A 21,093-nucleotide genomic window follows, 5' to 3' on the forward strand; every position below is an offset into this window, starting at 1 on the left:
TGGGTTGTCTTCCTTATAGGGCTGTTTATATATGCAAATTATTGAGATGGGCGAGGAGAGAAACCGGGTTATCGTTCTTGATGATTTTCTTGAATACCCGAAAGTGCTCGTTGATTTTGCGAGGAGAGCGGAATTTACACCGTACCCCATTGCCGTCGAGCGCAAAGGATATCCTGGTGTAAGGGCAGCAGCCCCGCCGAATTACGGTGAGCTGGTGCGGTCTCGCGTAGATTCTATAGTGCGCTCACAGTTTCAGATCTCCGCTCAGGATGAGCTGAAAACCTACCAGGAAGCTCTCAATTTAATCTCTGTGCCAGAGGAGAGACTCGGCCCCCTGCAAAGAATTCCGCACTTTGATGCGAGTGACCCACAATTCTTTGCCGTTTTGCTGTATCTATGTGATGACAGTCATGGAGGTACCGGTTTCTACAGGCATAACAGTACAGGGTTCGAGTCGATAACCCCCGAGCGATGCGACCGATACCTGGACTGCTGCTTCGAAGAGTTGAACAGTAACAGGCGGCCAAAAAAGTACTTTTCAGAATCTGATGATCTCTTTACCAAGGTGGGGTTTGTGTCTGCGCGCTTTAACCGATTGGTCATATACCGGGGCGGAATGTTGCACAGTGCCAATATCAGCGGCAATCATAGCATCAGCCGCAGTCCCGATAGCGGGCGTCTGACCGCAAATGTCTTTATAGGGTACGTGTGACGATGCATTGCCAGCCCCGGCTCGCCAGCTCTCAGCTTAACCTGTGACGGCAAGGCTAGGAGCTATACGCTTGTATTCAACCGGCACAGGCGCGCAGTCTCTGTTTATTGAGTCGGAACCCTGGAATCCTGCCGCCTACTGGTGTAACTTTTTGCTTCCCTTTTCGAGTATAAAAAATATACTAAGCGGGTTTTTTAGAATAACTTCAAATCAATAAGGTGTTGTATGGCCTCTGTAGAAGCCCCCAAAGTGGTCCCCTTGCGCAGCGATGCCCACGGCAAGCTGAAGATTCGCGAACTCGGCTCTTTCGAGCATGTCAAGAGCGCTCATATGGTGCCCGTGACTGCCCATGAGTTCTCCCGCCTGGGTGCCGAGTATCCGATCGTTTTTGTCAAGAACTCCGAGACCGATCAGTTTCAGTCCGTGGCCCTGCTGGGCCTGAAAGTCGGTGAGAACCTGTTTGTCGATGGTGACAAGTGGAAAGGGGTCTTTGTGCCGGGCAGTATCCGCAACCACCCCTTTGTGCTGGCTCCCGCCGGTAAGGACAGCGATCAGCTGATGGTCGGTTTGATCGAGAACAGCCCTCTGGTCAGCGAAGAGGAGGGGAATGCCCTGTTCTCCGACGCCGGTGAGGAGACCGACTATCTGAAAGCCAAGAAAGAGAATCTGGTGGGTTTCCTGGAGAGCGACCAGATGACCAAGGCTTTCGTCAATGTCCTGGTGGAAAAGGAATTGCTGACCTCCCAGAGCGTGACAGTCAACGCCGGTGAGGAAAAGATCAACCTGAACGGCCTGTACATCGTCGACGAGAAGAAACTGGGTGAGTTGAGCGAGGAAGACTTCGCCGATTTCCGCAAGCGTGGTTTCCTGCCGCCGCTGTATGCGCAGCTGGGCTCGCTGCACCAGTTCTCCAAGCTGGCGAAGATGCAGGCCGGCGCCTGATCTGAATCTGCCTGCCCCGTATTCCCAGCGGAGCATGGCGCGTCTGCCCGGAGCTGAATTGCTCTGGGCAGAGCTCACTACCTTCCCATCTATGATGCTCTTCTTTCGCTTCCCGGGTTCGCCTATGCGCAATTCTCTGTGGGTGTGGCTGCTTTTCCTGGCTGCATTTTACTGTGCCTGGCTGATCCTGGTGGCTGGCTTCGGGTATTGGGATGCTGCCAGGGAAAACTGGCCCATGGCTCTCGCCATGGCCATCGGCAGCTATGCTGCCGGTTCCACGCCCATGGGTGGTGGGACAGTGGGTTTTCCCGTGCTCGTTCTGCTGTTCGACACCCCGGCCAGTCTCGGCCGCGATTTCAGCTTTGCCGTTCAGTCCATCGGCATGGTCAGTGCCAGTATCTTTATCCTCTGCCGTCGGCAGCCGCTGGCCTGGTCCATGTTGCGCGGCGCCATGCTCGGGGCCCTGGTGGGAACGCCGCTCGGGATTCTGTTCGTGGCACCGGCGATCCCGGAGTTGTGGGTAAAGCTGGCGTTTGCGGTGATCTGGGGGAGTTTTGGGGTCTTGCACCTGTATCGCCTCCGTGAAATCACGTCGCACGGCGAGATCGCGGGATCGAGTCCGCGACGGGACTTCCGCGTCGGTTTGCTGTTGGGGGCGCTGGCGGGCGGCTTGGCAGCTGCGGTGACCGGTGTGGGTATCGATATGGTGATCTATGCGGCGCTTGTGCTGTTGTGCCGGGTGGATTTGAAAGTGGCTATTCCCACTTCGGTAGTGATTATGGCGTTCACCTCTCTGGTCGGCGTTGCGGTCAAGAGCCTGGCCGGTGACTGGCAGCCGCAGGTGTTCGGTAACTGGCTGGCCGCCGCACCGGTTGTGGCCCTGGGGGCGCCGCTGGGCGTGTTTATCGTCGGCCTGATAGGGCGTCGGCCGACACTTCTGGTGGTGGCGATTCTCTGTGTGGTGCAGTTTGTGTGGACCTGTAGCGCCGAGTGGGATGCGATGGGCCAGTTGGGCCTGCTGATGGCCCTGATCGCGGTGGGTGCCTGCCTGCTGGTATTCGAGTGGCTGCGGCGCTTGGGGTTGCGCATGACCGCCGGCAATACGCTGAATCGGAAAATACCCGCAGTGCACACGGAACTTTCCGGAGCTGCCTGATTCGGGTAGCTGTGGGGTAGCTGGAAGTGGGCTGCTTTCAGGAGCCGGGAGAAAATGGCTGGGGCGGTAGGATTAGCTTCGCCCTTCGGGCTCGCTGGTCTCCGACGGCTTCGCCGTCTCCGGCTCGAACCTTGCCGAACTCTGGATTTCCGTTCAAAGTTGTTACTTGCTGGGAAAATGGCTGGGGCGGTAGGATTCGAACCTACGCATGACGGGATCAAAACCCGCTGCCTTACCGCTTGGCTACGCCCCAGTTTCAGGACTGCGAAACGATCGCTCGCAGTTTGAAAATGGTAGCAAGGGGGAGACTTGAACTCCCGACCTCAGCATTATGAGTGCTGCGCTCTAACCAGCTGAGCTACCTTGCCACTGAAGTTCCCGGTAATTGTTGGCCGATGGCCTTACCGAGGGCGCGCATTATCGGGCGCCGGGGCGGGGCTGTCAACCCCTGTTTTCGCTGAATTTTCAGTAAGTTAGCGATTTTCTCAGGTCGTCTGCAGAGCCTTCACACTGCCGCTATCGGCCCTTGCCAATAGCGGCAAACAGGGAGCCGCAGACCACTGCCGCGGCTCCCAGCCAGCTGATCCAGTTGAGGGGCTCCACTTCAATATAGCCGGGCCAGAGGATACCTATCAGGGCGCCCAGGGCCAGGGTCATCAGCGGTACCAGGGCCAGAGTTGCGCTGACACGGGAGGCCTCCCAGCAGGCCAGGGCCTTGCTGAAGGCGCCGTAGGCAATCAGGGTGTTGGCGGTCAGAAATACCAGCAGTGCCCAGCCCAGCCAATCCAGATTGACCACACTCAGCGGCTCGGCCATCGGCAGGAAGCAGAGGGTGCCGGCCAGGTAGATCAGTACCAGCAGGTCCTGAGGTGTTGCACGACTGAGGATCTTCTTCTGGAAGAAGCCGTACACGGCCCAACCGACGGCGGCAATGACGATAAAGCCGAGCCCCAGCAGGTAGTCGGCGTTGGCGCCACTGGCCAGCTCCGGCAGGCGCTGGTTGAAAAACAGCGGCAGGCCCGCTGCGACCATGGCCACGCCCAGCCACTGGCGCGGGGAGAAGTGTTCGCCGAGCCAGAGTACGCTGGAGACCAGCAGCATCAGCGGTGCCAGTTGGATAACAATCTGCGCCGCACCGGCGGTGATGAAGTTGAGGCCGGTGGCGTAGGTCAAATAGTTGGTAAGCAGGCCGGTGACTGCGCAGAGGGTAAAGGGCAGCAGGGCGCGCCCGAACAGTTGGCGCAGGTTCAGCTGGCGCGACCAGCCGTAGTAGCCCCCGGCCAGAACGGCAGCGCCAACAAAGCGATACCAGGTGGCAGTAGTGGCCGAGATGTTGTCCAGGAGACCCTTGAGGGCGATGGGCAGCAGGGCCCACATAAAGGCGGTGATCAGGGCCAGGGGGAGGCCGACTTTCCAGTTGGATTGGGTCATTACTGTACCGCGGAAATAGTGGGCGCTTGAGAATGGGGCGCCATCTGGCGCTGATCGCGGCCGTCGGCCGCTCCTGCAGGCCCGCAGGGTTATTATGGGCCGATGCAGGAGTGTGTCGCGATCCGGGTCAGACGTTGAAGCGGAAGTGGATAACGTCGCCGTCGGCGACCACGTAATCCTTGCCTTCCAGGCGCCACTTGCCCGCTTCCTTGGCGCCGGCCTCGCCCTTGTGGGTGACGAAGTCCGTGTAGCTGACCACCTCGGCGCGGATAAAGCCCTTCTCGAAATCCGTGTGGATCTTGCCCGCTGCCTGCGGTGCCGTGGCGCCCAGCGGAATGGTCCAGGCACGCACCTCTTTGACACCGGCGGTGAAGTAGGTGTGCAGGCCCAGCAGCTGGTAGCCGGCGCGGATGACCCGGTTCAGGCCAGGCTCTTCCATGCCCAGTCCCTCGAGGAATTCCTGTTTCTCGTCGTCGTCCAGCTCGGCGATCTCCGATTCCAGCTTGTTGCAGATGGGCACCAGCACCGCGTTTTCCTCGGCGGCGATGGCGGCCACTGCGTCCAGGTGCGGGTTGTTCTCGAAGCCGTCCTCGTCAACGTTGGCGATATACATGGTGGGCTTGACGGTGAGCAGGCTCAGCTCGCGGAGACTCTCGAGTTCATCCTCGGGCAGGCCGAAGGAGCGCAGCGGCTTGGCCTCGTCCAGGTGTGGCAGGATTTTTTCCAGCAGTGCCTTCATCTTAATGGCGTGCTTGTCCTGGCCCTTGGCGGCGCGGCTGTAGCGCTGCAGTGCCTTGTCCACGGTATCCAGGTCGGCCAGGGCCAGCTCGGTGTTGATCACCTCTATATCGGCCACCGGGTGCACTTGGTTGGCGACGTGAATGACGTTTTCGTCCTCGAAGCAGCGCACCACATGGGCGATGGCATCGGTCTCGCGGATATTGGCCAGGAATTTGTTGCCCAGCCCCTCTCCCTTGGAGGCGCCGGCGACCAGGCCGGCGATATCGGTGAATTCCATGGTGGTGGGCAGCACCTTCTGCGGCTTGACGATTTCCGCCAGCTTGTCGAGGCGCGGGTCCGGTACCGGTACCACGCCGGCGTTGGGTTCAATGGTACAGAAGGGGAAGTTCTCGGCGTCGATGCCCGCTTTGGTCAGGGCGTTGAAAAGGGTGGATTTGCCCACATTGGGCAGGCCGACGATACCGCAAGTAAAACCCATGGTCTGGTTCCTGTGTGCTTTCCGGGATTGGGCGAACTGGCGCCCGATCTGTGTTTGGTGCCCGGCTTATTTGCCGTTGGTGTGGAGTTCTTTCATGGCCGCGCCCCAGTCGCCGGCAGTGGCGGTGGGCATCACATCGACGGCGCGGTCTATGGCGTCAGCCAGTTGTTCCTGTTCCGCTCTGGGGGCGCGCTGCAGCACGAAGTTGACGACTTCACGGGCGCTGCCCGGATGGCCAATGCCGAGGCGCAGGCGCATAAAGTCGCGGTTGTTACCCAGGGCGGAGATGATATCCCGCAGTCCATTGTGGCCACCGTGGCCGCCGCCGGCTTTCAGGCGCGCGGTGCCGGGGGGCAGGTCCAGCTCGTCGTGAGCGACCAGTATGGCTTCGGCGGGAATCTTGAAGAAGTTTGCCAGTGGGCCTACAGACTGGCCACTGCGGTTCATATAGGTGGTGGGAATCAGCAGGCGTATATCCTGTCCGCCGATCCGTACGCGGCTGCTGAGGCCGCGGTACTTGGTGTCGGGCGCGAGCTGGGCGCCGTAGTGGCGGGCCAGCTCGGCGACAAAGTCGGCACCGGCATTGTGGCGCGTCCGGTCGTATTCGGGGCCTGGATTGCCCAGGCCCACGATCAACTGGGTTGGCGTGTCCGGTGCCTTCGACAAAGTGCTTACTCTTCGCCTTCGCCTTCAGCGGCTTCGCCTTCGGCTTCCGCTTCGATGGCGCCGCGGGGCTTGTGCACGGAAGCGACAACCAGGTCGTGGTCAGTACCGTGGCTCAGGTCCACAGACTCAACGCCGGCCGGCAGTTTGATGTCGGAGATGTGCAGTACGCCGTCCATATCCAGGTTGGCCAGGTCCACTTCGATGAACTCGGGCAGCTTGGAGGCGGGAGCGCTGATTTCCAGCTCGGTCAGGGTGTGGGACACGATGCCGCCGGCCTTGACGCCCTTGCAGCTGTCTTCGTTGAGGAAGTGCAGCGGTACTTTGACGTGAACCTTGGTGTTGGCGGAAACGCGCTGGAAGTCGACGTGCAGCAGCTGTTGCTTGGCCGGGTGACGCTGCAGATCGCGCAGGATCACTTTGTCTTCCTTGCCGTCGATGTCCAGGGTCAGTACAGAGGAGAAGAAAGCTTCGTTCTCCAGGGCCTTGAACAGGTCTTTCTGCAGTACGGATACAGACTGCGGTTCGGCCTTGCCGCCGTAGATGATGCCGGGGACACGGCCTTCCAGGCGACGCAGGCGGCGGCTCGCACCTTTCCCTTCGTCGCTGCGGACGTTGGCGTTCAGTTTGATGTCAGACATGGGATAAACCTCGAGTTGTCTGCCCAGAGCGACCTGCGACCGGACCGCCCTGGCGTTGTTGTAAATCGGATTGCTTCAATCCAATAGTAAACGCCCGGCAGTGCCGGGCGGGCGCGTATTCTACGGGATGTGGCGGGCTGGCGCCAGTAGGGGCGAACCTTGAGTTCGTCCGGGGTGGGATTGCTTCGTAGCCGGTTCCGTGGCGGCCCTGCTACCGGTATTCGCTTGCGGGACACGCCACAAGTACATCCCTGTAGGCTCGTCGGCGGCCAACCCTGGCCGCCGACGGTCCCGCAAACGAATCCCGGCAGCAGGGCCGCCACAGAATCCGCTACGGCGTAGTCCCGCCCCGGGCGAACTCAAGGTTCGACCCTGCAGATAGCTGGGGGTCAGCGGAACATCGCCGACAGGGATTCCTCGTTGCTTATACGGCGCATGGATTCGGCCAGCATGGCGGACAGGGTCAGCTGGCGGATCTTCGGGGCCTTTTCCATCTTGTCGCCCAGCGGGATCGAGTCGGTGACCACCAGTTCATCCAGGACCGAATTGTTCAGATTGTCCATCGCCTTGCCGGACAGTACCGGGTGAGTACAGTAGGCGATCACTTTCACGGCGCCGTGCTCCTTAAGTGCGTTGGCGGCGTTGCACAGGGTGCCGGCGGTATCGACCATGTCGTCCACCAGCAGGCAGGTGCGGCCGTCGACCTCGCCGATGATGTTCATCACCTCGGCCACATTGGCGGCAGGGCGGCGTTTGTCGATGATGGCCAGGTCGCAGTCCAGGCTCTTGGCCACGGCGCGGGCGCGCACTACGCCGCCGATATCCGGGGAGACCACCACCAGGTTTTCATAGCTCTGGCGCTCGATGTCGTCCAGCAGCACCGAGGAGCCGTAGACGTTGTCCACCGGCACGTCGAAGAAGCCCTGGATCTGTTCGGCGTGCAGGTCCACGGTCAGTACCCGATCGATGCCCACGCTGACCATCATGTCGGCGACCACCTTGGCGGAGATGGGCACCCGCTGGGAGCGCACCCGGCGGTCCTGGCGGGCGTAGCCGAAGTAGGGCACCACCGCGGTGATACGGCCGGCGGAGGCACGGCGCAGTGCGTCCACCAACAGGATCAGTTCCATCAGGTTGCGATTGGTGGGCTGACAGGTGGATTGCACCACGAAGACGTCGCGGCCGCGCACGTTATCGGTGATTTCCACTGCGATCTCGCCGTCGGAGAAGCGCTTGACCACCGCTTCGCCCAGGGGGATCGCCATATGGTCGACAATTTTCTGTGCCAGTTCCGGGTTTGCGTTGCCGGTAAAGACCATTAAGTCAGCCACTATAAGAGTCCCTTTGATTCTGTCTGGATGTGAAAAAGTGTAGATGCCTGCGATTGTGAAAGCTGTTAGCGCGCGATTGCGTCACCTTTATGCTGGCGGCACAGGCGGCCGCGAAGGAAAACAGGAAATTGCTGCTTCAGCGCTCCCGGCGACACACGGAAGTGTCGCTCACAATTCAGCAGCAAGGCTGCTGAATTGGCGGGAGCCGATTGCGGACATGTGCCGCGATCGGCGTTTTTTCAGGATTCAGGGGTGAATCCTGAAAAACTTAAAGAGTATGGCTGGGGCGGTAGGATTCGAACCTACGCATGACGGGATCAAAACCCGCTGCCTTACCGCTTGGCTACGCCCCAGTAAAATTTGCGCCTTATATGGTGGACGCTATCTTCGCGAGCTGGCTGTGTGTCGGGGATTGCTGAACCCCCGCAGCGACAAAGCCGTGCCAGTTTGCCGGCAGTTCGGCGAGTGCTTCATTGGCTGCCGCTGCCGACTCAAAAGCTGCGAATACGCAGGCTCCGGTTCCGGTCAGTTGCGCTCTGGCAAACTGCTGCAGCCATTCTCTGGCCGCGCGGATTTCCGGGTAGAGGTGCTCGACCAGTGCCTGGCAGTCGTTGCCGGAGTATTGCTCCAGCCAGCTGTCGTCCAGCTGCCCCTCACGAAGGTGCGCTAATGTAATTGCGGCAGAATCTCTTGTCAAACGCGGGTCGCCAAAAACTGCCGCCGTACTGACCGTGCAGTTGGGGATCAGCACCAGGTAGTGGCGGGGCTCGGTGATCACCGGGGTCAGTTTCTCGCCGACGCCCTCGGCCCAGGCGGTGCGGCCGCGCACAAATACCGGGACATCCGCGCCCAACTGCCGGCCCAGTTCCGCCAGTTCGCCCAGAGGCAGATCGCATTGCCACAGGTGGTTGAGTCCGAGTAGCGCCGTAGCCGCGTCCGAACTGCCGCCGCCGATACCGCCGCCCTGGGGCAGTTTTTTGTGCAGGCGAATATGCGCCCCTTTTGTGCAGCCGGATTTCTGCTGCAGCAATCGCGCGGCACGGTAGATCAGGTTGTCCTGCAGTGGGATATCCAGATTGTCGGCATCCACGCCGATCTCCGCATCCTTGAGTAGTTCAAACTCGAGCGAGTCGCCGAAGTCCAGTAGCTGAAACAGGGTCTGCAGTTCGTGGTAGCCGTCGGGTCGGCGGCCGAGAATGCGCAGTATCAGGTTGAGTTTGGCGGGGGCGGGCAGTTCAAATGACATAGATAAATGCAGATGGTGACAAATTTGCAGGAGGCAAATTTATCACCATTCTGCACTTAAAAAAGCCACTCCTTGATCACCAGCTTCACCGTCACCGGTCCCGCGGCACCGCGGGTCGATGCGTTGATACGCGTGGGGAGGACATAGGAGCCGCGATTCTGGTAGTCACTGAAATTCAGCTGCCAGCCGGACTGCTGCAGGCTCTGCAGTTGCCCCTGGGCGTTGCGCTGCTGTTGGCCTGTGGGGCCGGGCGCGGGGATGCCGCGTACCCAGTAAAACATTTCGTTGATCGGCAGCGGCCAGCCGAGCGTCTGCATGGTGAGCTCGGCCGGGTTGCGCGCCTGCAGCGGCGGGTCGTCTCCACGCTGCAGGCTGACGCCGCCGGGAGAGCCGCTGATCACCGTGGCGCCGGCGCCCAGGGGGCCGCTCAGGTGGATGCGGTAGTTGGGGGCGGCCTGCTGCTGCCAGGTCAGGTTGGCACTGCCGTTGTCACTGGGGGATCGCACACCCAGCTTGCCCTTGATGGTCCAGTGCTGCAGCTGCGCCGCCGGGGAATCCGCCGCTGTGGGTGGCTGTGGTTGCCGCTGCTGGCCGGCGCAGGCGGCGAGTAATACCGTTGCCAGTACCAGGCAAACGCCAAGGTATCGTCTGGTGGCGCGGGAAATTTCAGCTATCGGATGCATGCTGTTCCAGTGATTCGTTGATTTGCAGGCGCTTCATGGCGGCAGGGATTATCTTGCTCTGCGGGTTTTTCTTCAGGCCATCCTGCCAGACTTCCATGGCCTGTTCGCGATGCCCCTGCACCCACAGCACTTCGCCCAGGTGCGCGGCGATTTCGTGATCGGGCAGTTTTTCCAGGGCCTGGCGCAGGTATTTCTCCGCCTCGCTGTGGTTGCCGAGACGGTACTGTATCCAGCCCATGCTGTCGATAATGGCCGGGTCGTCGGGGCGCAGTTCCAGTGCTTTGCTGATCAACCGCAGGGCTTCTTCGCGGCGGGATTCATCCTCGATCAGTTTATAGCCCAGTGCGTTGAGTATGGTGGCATTGTCCGGATCCCGCTCCAGCAGCTGGCGCATTCCCCGCTCGAAAGCCACGGTATTGCCCATTTGCTCGTTGAGCAGTGCCTGGGTGTAGACCAGGCGGCCGCTTTCGCTGTCTTTTTCCCGGGCCCGATCGATCAGCTCCAGTGCCAGCCGGTGCTCTTCGTTCTTGCGCAGCAACTCGGCCTCCATCAGGTAAAAGTGCTCGGCCTGCTGCGGGTGTCGCTGGCGCAGCTCGGCAAACCACTCGCGGTTGTCGACGAACTGTCCCGCGTCGGCGAGCAGCTCGGTGCCGCGGGTAATGGCCTCGACATAGTCGTTGCCGGGCTCCACCTGGCGGTAGTGGGCAACGGCGCCGGCGACGTCGTTTTCGCGCTCGGCGATGCCGGCCAGGTAGAAGTGCGCTGCTGATTTGTGCTGGCCCAGCTTCAGCAGCCGTTCGAACAGCGGCCTCGCCTCGTCGAGGCTGTCGGTTTCATAGCGTATCAGTCCCAGGGACAGAATCAGGTTGCCGTCCTCGGGGTTCTGTTTCACCAGTTCCGCGAACTGTTGCTGGGCCAGGGTCAGGTCCTCGCGAATCAGCAGGCGGGCATACTGGAGGCGCAGGCGGCTCTCGCGTGGATAGATGGCGACCAGCTTCTCCAGCAGCTGTATGGCTTCCCCGCGCCTGTCCTGATCGACGAGCAGGTGCGTCTCCAGCAGCGGCGCGTCCAACAGGTCCGGGTGCTGTTCCTGCACCCGGCGTACCAGCGAGAGTGCCTCGGGGTACTGCTCGGTGGCGCGCAGCATCATCGCGTAGGCCAGCACTACCTCGCCGTTGTCCGGGTACTGCTGGGCGAGGCGCTGGAATTCGGGCATTACCTGCTCGGTCAGCTCGCGATTGGACACGGCGGTGGCCGCCAGGGATTGCAGCGGCGCGTCGCCGCCCAGCTTCAGCGCCTTGGTCGCGTGCAGCAGGGCGGTCTCCAGGTCCCCGGCCAGGGTCAGTTCGGCGGTGGCGGCCAGCTGTGCCTCGGCCTCATCCGGCTCCAGCTCCGCCCACAGCTTCGCCGAGCGCAGGGCCGCTCGCCGCGCGTTGAGGAAGCGCGCTATGCGAGTGGCGCGGGCAGCCACACCGGCATCCTGGGTGCGCTCCGCCTGGTGGTAGTAATTGGCCAGCGCCACGTCGTACTGCTCCCGGTTACCCGCCACCTCGGCGACCAGCAGGGTATAAAAGGTATCGATCGGGAAGGGGCGCTTGGTCATCTCTTCTTCTGCAGGGACCTGTGGCGTGCCGGCCAGCTGCGGGGCTGGGGCTGGCGCCTCCATTTGTTGTTGTGGTGCACAGGCACTGAGCCACAGGCTGAGCGCTGCCGCCAGCAGGCTGCTGGGCGCCGATCGCGGCGGGAACTTGTCGAATGGGAACGGGCGAGGTGCTGGGAGCATAGAGGCGTGTCCGTACGTTGGCGCTGCGCGGGGCCTTTGCGCGGGTTTTTGGCGTTTATCGCCGTATAATTCTAGTCGCGATCCGCGCATCGGGCCGCTTTGGGGCCTCCCATTCGTCGAGTCTGCGCCAAATTAAACTGGCGCCCGACCTTGCAAGCGGAGCGGCCGCCCGGGAAAATGCGCCCCCGACGTTGCCCCGCAATGTCCACGAGCTGGCGCAGCGGCCGGCTCGAGTGCAACGGGGCCGCCTCCAGAGTTAACGCCGACGGAAATCTATGCCAATCCTCGCCCTGGGTATCAATCACGACAGCGCACCGATAGAGGTGCGCGAGCGGGTGGCCTTTGCCCCCGAGGTGATGCCCGGTGCCCTGGCAGATGCGCGCAAGGCCCTGAATTGCCCGGAGCTGGCCATCCTGTCCACCTGCAACCGTACCGAGATCTACGGTGCGGTGGAGCGCGGGCAGTTGCTGGATTGGCTGGCCGACTACCACCGGGTGCCGCGCGCGCAGTTGGAGGGTTGCAGTTACAGCTACAGTGACGAAGCCGCCGTGGGTCATATGATGCGGGTGGCCTGCGGGCTCGACTCGCTGGTACTCGGTGAACCGCAGATTCTGGGCCAGATCAAGTCCGCCTACGCGGTGGCGCGGGAGAGCGGCAGCGTCGGCAGCCTGCTGCACAGCGTCTTCCAGCAGGTGTTTGCGGTGGCGAAGAAGGTGCGTACCGAGACCGCCATTGGCGAGAACCCGGTGTCCGTGGCCTATGCCGCCGTATCCCTGGCATCGCGAATCTTCACCGACCTGGGCGAGCAGACGGCGCTGCTGATCGGCGCCGGCGAAACCATAGAGCTGGTCGCCCGCCACCTGCTGGAGCAGGGAGTCAAGCAACTGATCGTCGCCAACCGCACCCTGAACCGGGCCCAGCAGCTTGCGGAGAACTTCGGTGCCGAGGCGATACTGCTGGCGGATATACCGGAGTATCTGCCGCGGGCGGACATCGTCATCAGCTCCACCGCCAGCCAGCTGCCGATCCTCGGCAAGGGTGCGGTGGAGTCGGCGCTGAAACAGCGCCGCCACCGGCCGGTTTTTATGGTGGATATCGCCGTGCCGCGGGATATCGAGTCGCAGGTGGGCCAGTTGGACGACGTCTATCTCTACACGGTGGACGACCTGCGCGGGGTGATCGATGAGGGCCGGCGCTCGCGGGAGAAGGCCGCCGAGGCAGCGCACGCCATCGTCGAGACAGCCGCAGCTGAATTCATGCGCGAGCGCCGCTCGCTGGGCGCCGTCGATACCATTCGCAGCTTCCGGCAGCGCGCCCAGGAGATTGGCGGCGCGGAGCTGGAGCGGGCGCTCACGCAGCTGGACAAGGGCGAGGACCCGCGGCGGCTGCTGGAGCAGCTGACCCGCTCGCTGACCAATAAACTGATACATGCGCCCACGGTCAGCCTCAAGCGCGCCACTGCCGAGGGCGACCTGGAGCGGCTGCGGCTGGCGCGGGAAATTGTCGGGCTGGAACCGCTGCCCGGGACTGAATTTGAGAAGAAAAACGGATGAAAGACTCGCTTCTGAACAAACTGGACAACCTGGTGGAGCGCCACGAGGAGGTGTCCGCGCTGCTAGGCGACGCCGGTGTCATCTCCGACCAGGAGCAGTTTCGCGACCTGTCCCGCGAATATTCCGAGCTGGAGGAAGTGGTCAAGTGCTACAACCGCTACCGGCAGCTGCAGGAGGATATGGCCGCGGCGCGGGAGATGCTCGACGAGAGCGACGCCGAGATGCGCGAGATGGCACAGGAGGAGTTGCGCGAGGCCGGGACTCAGCTGGAGCCCCTGGAGCGGGAACTGCAGACGCTGTTGCTGCCCAAGGACCCGAATGACCGCAAGAACGTCTTCCTGGAAATTCGCGCCGGTACCGGTGGCGACGAGGCGGCCATTTTTTCCGGCGATCTTTTCCGCATGTACTCCCGTTACGCGGAGAAACAGGGCTGGCGCATCGAGATCATCAGCGAGAACCCCGGTGAGCACGGCGGCTACAAGGAGATCATCACCCGCGTGGCCGGTGAGGACGTCTACGCCAAACTGAAATTCGAATCCGGCGCCCACCGGGTGCAGCGGGTGCCGGAGACCGAGTCCCAGGGTCGCATTCACACCTCCGCCTGTACCGTGGCGGTGATGCCGGAGCCGGACGAGCGCGACGCGGTGGAAGTCAACAAGGCGGACCTGCGCGTGGATACCTACCGCGCGTCGGGCGCCGGCGGCCAGCACGTGAACAAGACCGACTCGGCGGTGCGCCTGACACACCTGCCCACCGGTATCGTGGTCGAGTGCCAGGATGAGCGCTCCCAGCACAAGAATCGCGCCAAGGCCATGGCGCTGCTGCAGGCCAAGCTCTCCAGTGAGCAGGAGGCCGCCGCGGCCCGGGAAATCTCCGACGCGCGCCGCAACCTCGTCGGCAGCGGCGATCGATCCGAGCGCATTCGCACCTACAATTACCCCCAGGGCCGTGTCACCGATCACCGCATCGGCCTGACCCTGTACAAGCTCGACGAGATAATGCAGGGCGCGCTGGAGGAAGTCATAGAGCCGTTGCGCACCGAGCACCAGGCGGACCAGCTGGCGGCGCTCGGGCAGTGATGAGTGGGCCGTGGACGGTGGTGGGTGATCCCTGTAGGAGCGGCGGGGCGGCCATCCGCCCATGGCCGCGATCGGACTTTGGGTAAATAACAGGCACAGATCGCGGCCATGGGCCGCTCCTGCAGATTCGATATGGCCAGCGTTAAAGAAAACCTCTCCCGCAGCACCGAGCTGACCGCCAGCGACAGTGCCCGCCTGGATACCGAAATCCTCCTCGGCCATATCCTCGGCCGCCCGCGCACCTGGCTCTACACCTGGCCCGAATACGAACTCACGGAAACCGAGCAGCGGCAACTCGACGCATTGCTGCAGCGCCGCATAAACGGTGAGCCGGTGGCGCACCTGACCGGCGAGCGGGAATTCTGGTCGCTGTCGCTGAAGGTCAACGCCTCCACCCTGATACCGCGCCCGGAAACCGAACTGCTGGTGGAAACCGCACTGGCCCTGTGCCCGCAGGAGAAACTGCGCGCGCTGGACCTGGGCACCGGCAGCGGCGCCATAGCCCTGGCGCTGGCCTCGGAAAAGCCCGGCTGGCAGATAGTCGCCGCGGAGAAATCCGCGGATGCCGCGACACTGGCGGGGGAGAACCGCCGTGCGCTCGGTTTCGAAAATGTACAGATTGTGCAGAGCGACTGGTTCACAGAGATTGCGCCGCAGAAATTCGACCTGATCGTCAGCAACCCGCCCTATATCGACGCCGCCGATCCGCACTTGGGCGAGGGCGACGTGCGTTTCGAACCGCGCTCGGCGCTGGTGGCGCAGGGGGAGGGGCTCGCGGATATAGAGTTGATTGCCCGGGAGGGAATTGCTTACCTGGAAGCGGGTGGCTGGCTGCTGGTGGAGCATGGCTGGCAGCAGGCGGGGGCGGTGCGGGAAATTTTCGCCGCCGCCGGCTTCAACAGTATCGAAAGCCGCAGAGACTACACTGGCTGGGAGCGCATTACCCTGGGGCGCAGGTAAAGGTAGAATTCCCGCTGCTTTTCAGCAACCAGCAACCACAACCCTAATCCTCGTCGCTCTCCAGCGTTTCCGCCTCCTGAACCTTATCCGCCGGCTCGTCGGTTGCGGGTTCCTCCTCGGCCGGCACCGCGGCTTCCGCATCGGCCTGCTCGCTCTCCGCGGTCACCTCTTCGGGAGGGCTTATCTGCTCCTGTGGCGCCTGAATCCCGATGTGGTAGGCGGCGAAGCCCGGCTGTACCACCTGGTTCAGGGCCATGCCGAGGATACGGCCGTTGTGTTCCGAGCGGATCTCGGTGCGCACATTGGTGATCGGGTTGGTCACTGTGCCGAGCAGGTCGCCCTTGCGCACGAACTCGCCCAGCTCCACTTCACTGAAGATGATGCCGCCGTTGGTGGCGCGCTGCCAGGTTGAATTGTAATAAACAGGTTCCGGATCGCCCCAGAGGCGGAACTTGGCCAGCATGCCCAGCTGGTTCAACAGGGTGCGGATACCCTTGACGCTGTGACTGACGGAAAGCTCGTCCAGCACCATGGGCGCGCCCGCCTCCAGGGTGACCGTCGGTATGCCGGCCTCGACAGCGGCGCGGCGCAGAGTGCCCTTGGCGCCGTCACTGTGCAGCACCACGGTGGAGCCGAAACCCTTGGTCATCTTGACGATCTTGGGGTTGCTCAGGTCACCGCGCAGCTGCGGCAGGTTGGTGCGGTAGAAGGAGCCGGTGTGCAGGTCCACCACTGCGTTGCAGTGGCTGATGATCTCGTGGAAAAACGAGTATGCGATGCGCGATGCCGAGGAACCGTGGGGGTCGCCGGGAAAGTGCCGGTTCAGGTCGCGGCGGTCGGTCAGGTAGCGGGAGCCGCGGTGGAATCCCTGCAGATTTACGATGGGTACGCCAATGACAGCGCCGCTCAACTTGTCTGCGTCCAGGTTGTACATCACCCGGCGCACCGTCTCTATACCGTTTAGTTCGTCGCCGTGCACGGCGGCGGTCAGGCACAGGGTCGGGCCCGGCTTGGCGCCGTTGACCACCAGCACTGCGGTGGAGCTGTAAACGCCCTCGAAATGCTGGGAGGGGGACCAGGCCAGGCGGGTGGAAGTGGCCGGCGCTACCTCGGCACCGAGCAGACGCAGGGGCCTGGCCTGCTCCTCTGCCGGCGCTGCGTCTGTCTGTCGCTCCTCGCTCTCCGGGGTTGCCGCTTCTTCCTGTATTGCCGGGCTCTCCGGTTGCGCCGTGTCAGGCGACGCCGGCGCCGGTTCTTCCAGTTCCTCTATCGGCTGGTCCAGCTGCAGGTTTTCCGCCTGGGGCAGAGGTTCTTTGTCGGTCTCCGGGGTCCCGGCTTCCGCTTCTGTCGTCGGGCTCTGTTCTTCTTTCTCGACTGGTTGGTCCAGCTGTAGGTTTTCCGCCTGGGGCAGGGGCTCTTTGTCGGTCTCCGGGGTCCCGGCTTCCGCCTCTGCCGGCGGGCTTTGATCCTCCTTCTCGACTGGCTGGTCCAGTTGCAGTATCTCCGCCTGGGGCGCGCTCTCGTCCTGCGGATCCTCCGCCTCGGTCAGGGCCAGAGACTGTGCCGACAACAACAGGGCAGCGGGTACCAGCAGGGCGAGGTTAGTTGCGCGGCGGCTCAGGGGAGAGCTCAGGAACATTCAGTGACTCCGGTGAAGTAGGTGGGCGGTCGATGGGGGCGCCAGTCAAGCGCAGGACTTGGAGCGCGATTATAGCGAAAGCGTTCCCCGCGGCGTCGATGAAATTTGACGGCCAGGTTCCCGGGGGCGGGCTGTTCGCGCTAGTAGGCGGCCCTGATCGCCTTGCGACTGGTGCGCCACAGGCGCAGCCCCAGCAGTATAGAAGCGACACCGAGGCCGATACAGATGCCCGCCCAATAGCCGTAGACGCCCCAGAAACTTTCCCCCAGCCAGTAGGCGGCGGTGAGCCCCACCAGCCAGTAGGAGAATAGCTGCAGGTACATGGGCACACGGGTGTCCTTGTAGCCGCGCAGGGCGCCCCAGGCCATGGCCTGGGCCACATCCACCAGCTGGAAGGCGGCGCACAGAAGCAGCAGGTTGGTGGCCACGGCGATGATGTCGGTGTTACTGGTATAGGCGAGCACAAACAGGTAGCGCAGGGAGATCAGCAGCACGCCGGTGCCCAGTGCATACACCAGGCCGCTGCCGACGCCGACCACACTGGCAAAGCGCGCCCGCTTTGGTCGCCCCTGGCCCAGCAGTTGCGCGGTGCGGATACTCAGCGCCTGCGCCAGGGCCAGGGCCACCAGGTAGAAGATGGAGCCGATATTCAGGCCTATCTGGTGCGCCGCGACGATGGTGGCGCCGTAGGAGGCCAGCAGTACCGTCAGGCTGGCGAAAAAGGTCACCTCGCTGGCGGCACCGATACAGATTGGCAGGCCCACTGCCAGCAGATGGCGCTGGGTCGGCCAGTGGGGTCTGGGCGGCAGTGCCTTCAGTTTCAGCATCCGGTAGGCGGGATCGTTGCCCGCGTGCCAGAAGAGCGCTGCGGCGATGGACCAGCTCACCAGGGCAGTGGCCCAGCCGCAGCCGGCGCCGCCCATGGCCGGGATGGGTCCGGCGCCGAACACAAAGAGGATATCCAGCGGAATATTCAGTACCGCTGCGGCCAGGTAGATACGCATCACCGGGCGCACCTGGCCCATACCCTCGCAATAGCCCCGCGCCGCCGTGCCCATCGCAAAGGGCAGGGTGCCGGTGGCCAGCGCCAGCAGATACTGCTGCATGACCTGGCGCACCGGTTCCTCTGTGTCTATCCACTGGCTCCACACGGGCACTGCCAGCAGTGCCCCCACGATGATCAGGCCGCCGATCAGCGCTATCCACAGCGCCTGCTGCAGTTGCTGCGCACAACCCCGCTCATCCCTCGCGCCGCGCAGGTGCGCCACTATCGGCGACACCGCGGCCAGCAGCCCCATCAGGGTCACGGCGCACACCGCCCAGATGCTCGAGCCCAGGGCCAAACCGGCCAGGTCCACCTCGCCGGCGCGACCGGCAACTATGGTGTCGGTCACACTCATGCTGATCACGGCCAGGTTGCTCACCACCAGCGGTCCGCCGAGGGTGGTCAGGTGCGAGAGTTCGGTAGCGGTTGTACGCCGGTAAAAGGCGCGCCGGTAGAGTCTGGGCATAAGAGGATGTGTAACAGCTGGAGGAGCTCGTCGACTAAAGTGAAAACGAGCGCAAGCAAAGAGGCGGAATTATGGATGGCGCATTGGCGGGTATCAATCGGCTTTACGGAGTTTTTCTGCGTTGCCTGCGCGGGCTGGACTGGCTGGGTCCACTGGCCCTGCGCATCTACCTGGCACCGATATTCATCCTCTCCGGCATGAACAAGGTAGGGAGTATCGACGATGTGGCCGCCTGGTTCGGCAATCCCGACTGGGGCCTTGGCCTGCCGGCGCCGATGCTGATGGCCTGGCTGGCCACTCTCACCGAGCTGCTTGGTGGCATAGCGCTGCTGGTTGGTCTGGGGGTGCGCCTGGTGGCGATTCCGCTGATGATTGTGATGGCCGTGGCTGCAATTGCGGTGCACTGGCAGTACGGCTGGTCCGCGCTGCCGGACCAGACGCTGGAGATGCCCTGGGAATGGCGCAGAGACCTGATTGCCGAGGCGGTTGTACGCAAGGAGAAAGCGGTGGAGCTGTTGAAGGAGTACGGTCACTATGACTGGCTGACCGAGGCCGGCAACTTCACGGTGCTGAAGAACGGCATAGAGTTCGCCGCCACCTACTTCATTATGCTGCTGTCGCTGCTGTTTACCGGCGCCGGCCGGTTTGCCAGCCTGGACTATTGGGTCTGCCGCCACTGTGGCGGGCGAGATTCCCACTAGCTATAGATGGTATACTCGCCGATTAATTAACCGACGCCGTATATGACGCCCCAGCGGGTGCCTGCGGCGATCAAGTTCGCATCCTGCGAATTTGTGCACATATGAGCGAGTAATCCACTTGATAGGAAAGTTGTTCCGCCGTTCCGGGTCCAAAGACGAGAAGAGCCTTCAGCGCGAAGAGAAGAGCTCTCAGCGCGCAGAGAAGAGCCCTCAGCGCAATGAAGCGGACCCCCAGCGCGAAAAAGCCAGCCAGAAACCGGAGAGAGGCCCCGAGTCCAAGGGGGAGAAGGGATCCCGGGGCAAGTCGGCCGGCGCTGACAGGGGCAGGTCCCGCCGGGACGATGGCAGGGGCTCCCGCCGCGGCGGCAAGAGCCCGAAAGCCAGGGGCGCCGGGAGTGCGCCCTGGTCCCTGGACGATTTCCCGGTGCCGGAGCAGGAGGGCAAGGTGCGCTTTCACGACCTGGGCCTGCCACTGGAAGTGATGCACGCGGTCCACGATCTGGGCTTCCAGTACTGCTCGCCGATCCAGGGCCGCTCCCTGCCGCACACCCTCAACGGCCACGACCTGGTGGGCAAGGCCCAGACAGGCACCGGCAAGACCGCCGCTTTCCTGATCACCATCATCGACGACCTGCTCAAGAACCCCTTCGAGGGTGAGCGCTACGCCGGGGAGGCGCGCACGCTGATCATAGCGCCGACGCGCGAGCTGGTAATGCAGATCGCCGACGACGCCAAGGCCCTGTGCAAATACACCGATCTGGAAATCCACACCCTGGTGGGGGGCATGGACTACCAGAAGCAGCAGCGCAACCTGAACGAGCGCCTGGTGGATATCCTCGTCGCCACCCCTGGCCGCCTGCTGGATTTCGCCAGCAACCGCGACTGCTACCTGGACCAGGTGGAGGTGCTGGTGATCGATGAGGCCGACCGCATGCTGGATATGGGCTTTATTCCCCAGGTGCGCCGCATCGTCCGCCAGACGCCGCGCAAGACCCACCGCCAGACCATGTTCTTCTCGGCCACCTTCACCCCGGAAGTGGATTCCCTGGTGGAGCAGTGGACCGACGACCCGACCATCGTCGAGATAGAGCCGGAGCGGGTGGCCACCGACACGGTGGAGCAGCATGTGTACCTGGCGGCCAGCGAGGAAAAGTACACGCTTCTGTACAATATCCTGCAGAGCGAGGAAGTGGACAGCCTGATCGTCTTCGCCAACCGCCGCGACCAGTGCCGCCGCCTGCACGAAAACCTGCTCGCCCACGGTATCTCCGCCGGCCTGCTGTCCGGTGAAATCGCACAGAATAAGCGCGTGCGCACCCTGGAGGACTTCAAGTCCGGTGCGACCAAGGTGCTGGTGGCCACCGACGTGGCCGGCCGCGGTATCCATATCGACGGTATCAGTCACGTGGTCAATTTCACCCTGCCGGAAGAGCCGGAGGATTATGTGCACCGCATTGGGCGCACCGGCCGCGCCGGTAAAACCGGCACCTCCATCAGCTTTGCCTGTGAAGACGATGCCATGCGCCTGGAACCCATACAGCAGCTGCTGGGGCAGAAACTGAAATGCGAAGTGCCACCGGAGGAACTGCTGGTTGAGCCGCCGAAAGTCAGGGTGCAACGCAGCAGTGGCGACAGGGACAGCCGCGGCGGTCGCCGCGGAGGCGGGCGCAGGCCACGCCACTAAGATCGTGTAAAGAGAGCGCGGGCAATTGCCCGCGTTTTTTTGCCGTGCCTGAACGCGGAAGAAGATGTTTGAAATGGAAGTTCTCGGGACACAAAAAAGATACTAATAAACGAATAAATACCAACAGCGGTTTACTGCGGCCGTTTTCTCCAGTTGGTG

18 protein-coding genes and 3 tRNA genes are annotated in these 21,093 nt (G+C 62.7%); 8 read left to right on the forward strand and 13 right to left on the reverse strand.

The genetic code is table 11. The annotated features are described in order from the left end of the window. The first annotated feature begins 31 nt into the window (after positions 1-31). From IG627_RS09040 to IG627_RS09050, 3 genes are all read left to right on the forward strand, one after another. Positions 32-712: a DUF6445 family protein gene (locus tag IG627_RS09040; protein WP_193192023.1), complete on the forward strand. Its 681-nt coding sequence runs from the start codon at positions 32-34 to the stop codon at positions 710-712. 225 nt (positions 713-937) lie between these two features. Then, positions 938-1,654: a SapC family protein gene (locus IG627_RS09045; protein WP_193192024.1), complete on the forward strand. Its 717-nt coding sequence runs from the start codon at positions 938-940 to the stop codon at positions 1,652-1,654. A gap of 124 nt (positions 1,655-1,778) precedes the next feature. Beyond that, positions 1,779-2,810: a sulfite exporter TauE/SafE family protein gene (locus IG627_RS09050; protein ID WP_193192025.1), complete on the forward strand. Its 1,032-nt coding sequence runs from the start codon at positions 1,779-1,781 to the stop codon at positions 2,808-2,810. 178 nt (positions 2,811-2,988) lie between these two features. Here IG627_RS09050 and IG627_RS09055 read toward each other — a convergent pair. From IG627_RS09055 to IG627_RS09105, 11 genes are all read right to left on the reverse strand, one after another. Further along, positions 2,989-3,063 (reverse strand) — tRNA-Gln (locus IG627_RS09055). A 38-nt stretch (positions 3,064-3,101) separates the two neighbouring features. Beyond that, positions 3,102-3,178, reverse strand: a tRNA-Met gene (locus tag IG627_RS09060). Positions 3,179-3,326: 148 nt separating this feature from the next. After that, the gene (locus IG627_RS09065; RefSeq protein WP_193192026.1) at positions 3,327-4,241 is read right to left on the reverse strand and encodes a DMT family transporter; all 915 of its coding nucleotides are present in this window, start codon (positions 4,239-4,241) and stop codon (positions 3,327-3,329) included. A 127-nt stretch (positions 4,242-4,368) separates the two neighbouring features. Continuing rightward, positions 4,369-5,460, reverse strand: a complete 1,092-nt coding sequence (gene ychF / locus IG627_RS09070; protein WP_193192027.1) for a redox-regulated ATPase YchF — start codon at positions 5,458-5,460, stop codon at positions 4,369-4,371. Between the two features lie 66 nt (positions 5,461-5,526). After that, positions 5,527-6,126, reverse strand: coding sequence for an aminoacyl-tRNA hydrolase (gene pth / locus IG627_RS09075; RefSeq protein WP_193192028.1), 600 nt, complete (start codon positions 6,124-6,126; stop codon positions 5,527-5,529). A 5-nt stretch (positions 6,127-6,131) separates the two neighbouring features. Next, positions 6,132-6,764 (reverse strand): 50S ribosomal protein L25/general stress protein Ctc, encoded by a 633-nt coding sequence (locus IG627_RS09080; protein ID WP_193192029.1) that lies wholly within the window; start codon positions 6,762-6,764, stop codon positions 6,132-6,134. 389 nt (positions 6,765-7,153) lie between these two features. After that, positions 7,154-8,083, reverse strand: coding sequence for a ribose-phosphate pyrophosphokinase (locus IG627_RS09085; protein WP_226864891.1), 930 nt, complete (start codon positions 8,081-8,083; stop codon positions 7,154-7,156). 290 nt (positions 8,084-8,373) lie between these two features. Beyond that, positions 8,374-8,448: transfer RNA gene (locus IG627_RS09090), tRNA-Gln, on the reverse strand. A gap of 14 nt (positions 8,449-8,462) precedes the next feature. After that, positions 8,463-9,341, reverse strand: a complete 879-nt coding sequence (ispE, locus tag IG627_RS09095; protein WP_193192031.1) for a 4-(cytidine 5'-diphospho)-2-C-methyl-D-erythritol kinase — start codon at positions 9,339-9,341, stop codon at positions 8,463-8,465. A gap of 56 nt (positions 9,342-9,397) precedes the next feature. Beyond that, positions 9,398-10,024: a lipoprotein insertase outer membrane protein LolB gene (gene lolB / locus IG627_RS09100; RefSeq protein WP_193192032.1), complete on the reverse strand. Its 627-nt coding sequence runs from the start codon at positions 10,022-10,024 to the stop codon at positions 9,398-9,400. After that, on the reverse strand, positions 10,008-11,807 hold the full coding sequence (locus tag IG627_RS09105) for a tetratricopeptide repeat protein (protein ID WP_193192033.1): 1,800 nt from the start codon (positions 11,805-11,807) through the stop codon (positions 10,008-10,010). The genes lolB and IG627_RS09105 overlap by 17 nt, the downstream gene beginning before the upstream one ends. A gap of 275 nt (positions 11,808-12,082) precedes the next feature. Here IG627_RS09105 and hemA point away from each other — a divergent pair, with 275 nt between their 5' ends. The 3 genes from hemA to prmC all read left to right on the forward strand — a co-directional run bounded on the left by hemA (position 12,083) and on the right by prmC (position 15,399). After that, complete coding sequence (gene hemA / locus IG627_RS09110) at positions 12,083-13,360, forward strand: glutamyl-tRNA reductase (RefSeq protein WP_193192034.1); 1,278 nt, start codon at positions 12,083-12,085, stop codon at positions 13,358-13,360. Beyond that, on the forward strand, positions 13,357-14,439 hold the full coding sequence (gene prfA / locus IG627_RS09115; RefSeq protein WP_193192035.1) for a peptide chain release factor 1: 1,083 nt from the start codon (positions 13,357-13,359) through the stop codon (positions 14,437-14,439). The genes hemA and prfA overlap by 4 nt, the downstream gene beginning before the upstream one ends. A gap of 132 nt (positions 14,440-14,571) precedes the next feature. Further along, entirely contained in the window at positions 14,572-15,399 is an 828-nt protein-coding gene (gene prmC, locus IG627_RS09120) for a peptide chain release factor N(5)-glutamine methyltransferase (RefSeq protein ID WP_193192036.1), read from the forward strand. A gap of 43 nt (positions 15,400-15,442) precedes the next feature. Here the strand turns inward: prmC and IG627_RS09125 are convergent, their stop codons facing one another. Beyond that, the gene (locus IG627_RS09125; RefSeq protein WP_193192037.1) at positions 15,443-17,038 is read right to left on the reverse strand and encodes a succinylglutamate desuccinylase/aspartoacylase family protein; all 1,596 of its coding nucleotides are present in this window, start codon (positions 17,036-17,038) and stop codon (positions 15,443-15,445) included. 140 nt (positions 17,039-17,178) lie between these two features. Further along, a complete protein-coding gene (locus IG627_RS09130; protein ID WP_193192038.1) occupies positions 17,179-18,549 on the reverse strand; it encodes an MATE family efflux transporter in 1,371 nt (456 codons plus the stop codon). 71 nt (positions 18,550-18,620) lie between these two features. On the opposite strand from IG627_RS09130, the gene IG627_RS09135 reads away from it, so the two are divergent. Beyond that, on the forward strand, positions 18,621-19,250 hold the full coding sequence (locus IG627_RS09135; protein WP_193192039.1) for an HvfX family Cu-binding RiPP maturation protein: 630 nt from the start codon (positions 18,621-18,623) through the stop codon (positions 19,248-19,250). A 118-nt stretch (positions 19,251-19,368) separates the two neighbouring features. Continuing rightward, positions 19,369-20,934, forward strand: coding sequence for an ATP-dependent RNA helicase RhlB (rhlB, locus tag IG627_RS09140; RefSeq protein WP_226864871.1), 1,566 nt, complete (start codon positions 19,369-19,371; stop codon positions 20,932-20,934). Positions 20,935-21,093: the final 159 nt, after the last annotated feature.

It is taken from the genome of Microbulbifer taiwanensis (assembly GCF_014904815.1).
Lineage (GTDB): Bacteria > Pseudomonadota > Gammaproteobacteria > Pseudomonadales > Cellvibrionaceae > Microbulbifer > Microbulbifer taiwanensis.

Coding starts and splice junctions, on each gene's coding strand:
- IG627_RS09125 (WP_193192037.1), bottom strand. CDS start 17,038: ATGTTCCTGAGCTCTCCCCTGAGCCGCCGCGCAACTAACCTCGCCCTG.
- IG627_RS09050 (WP_193192025.1), top strand. CDS start 1,779: ATGCGCAATTCTCTGTGGGTGTGGCTGCTTTTCCTGGCTGCATTTTAC.
- IG627_RS09130 (WP_193192038.1), bottom strand. CDS start 18,549: ATGCCCAGACTCTACCGGCGCGCCTTTTACCGGCGTACAACCGCTACC.
- lolB (WP_193192032.1), bottom strand. CDS start 10,024: ATGCATCCGATAGCTGAAATTTCCCGCGCCACCAGACGATACCTTGGC.
- IG627_RS09040 (WP_193192023.1), top strand. CDS start 32: ATGCAAATTATTGAGATGGGCGAGGAGAGAAACCGGGTTATCGTTCTT.
- IG627_RS09085 (WP_226864891.1), bottom strand. CDS start 8,083: ATGGTCTTTACCGGCAACGCAAACCCGGAACTGGCACAGAAAATTGTC.
- IG627_RS09105 (WP_193192033.1), bottom strand. CDS start 11,807: ATGCTCCCAGCACCTCGCCCGTTCCCATTCGACAAGTTCCCGCCGCGA.
- IG627_RS09045 (WP_193192024.1), top strand. CDS start 938: ATGGCCTCTGTAGAAGCCCCCAAAGTGGTCCCCTTGCGCAGCGATGCC.
- prfA (WP_193192035.1), top strand. CDS start 13,357: ATGAAAGACTCGCTTCTGAACAAACTGGACAACCTGGTGGAGCGCCAC.
- ychF (WP_193192027.1), bottom strand. CDS start 5,460: ATGGGTTTTACTTGCGGTATCGTCGGCCTGCCCAATGTGGGCAAATCC.
- IG627_RS09080 (WP_193192029.1), bottom strand. CDS start 6,764: ATGTCTGACATCAAACTGAACGCCAACGTCCGCAGCGACGAAGGGAAA.
- prmC (WP_193192036.1), top strand. CDS start 14,572: ATGGCCAGCGTTAAAGAAAACCTCTCCCGCAGCACCGAGCTGACCGCC.
- hemA (WP_193192034.1), top strand. CDS start 12,083: ATGCCAATCCTCGCCCTGGGTATCAATCACGACAGCGCACCGATAGAG.
- IG627_RS09065 (WP_193192026.1), bottom strand. CDS start 4,241: ATGACCCAATCCAACTGGAAAGTCGGCCTCCCCCTGGCCCTGATCACC.
- IG627_RS09135 (WP_193192039.1), top strand. CDS start 18,621: ATGGATGGCGCATTGGCGGGTATCAATCGGCTTTACGGAGTTTTTCTG.
- ispE (WP_193192031.1), bottom strand. CDS start 9,341: ATGTCATTTGAACTGCCCGCCCCCGCCAAACTCAACCTGATACTGCGC.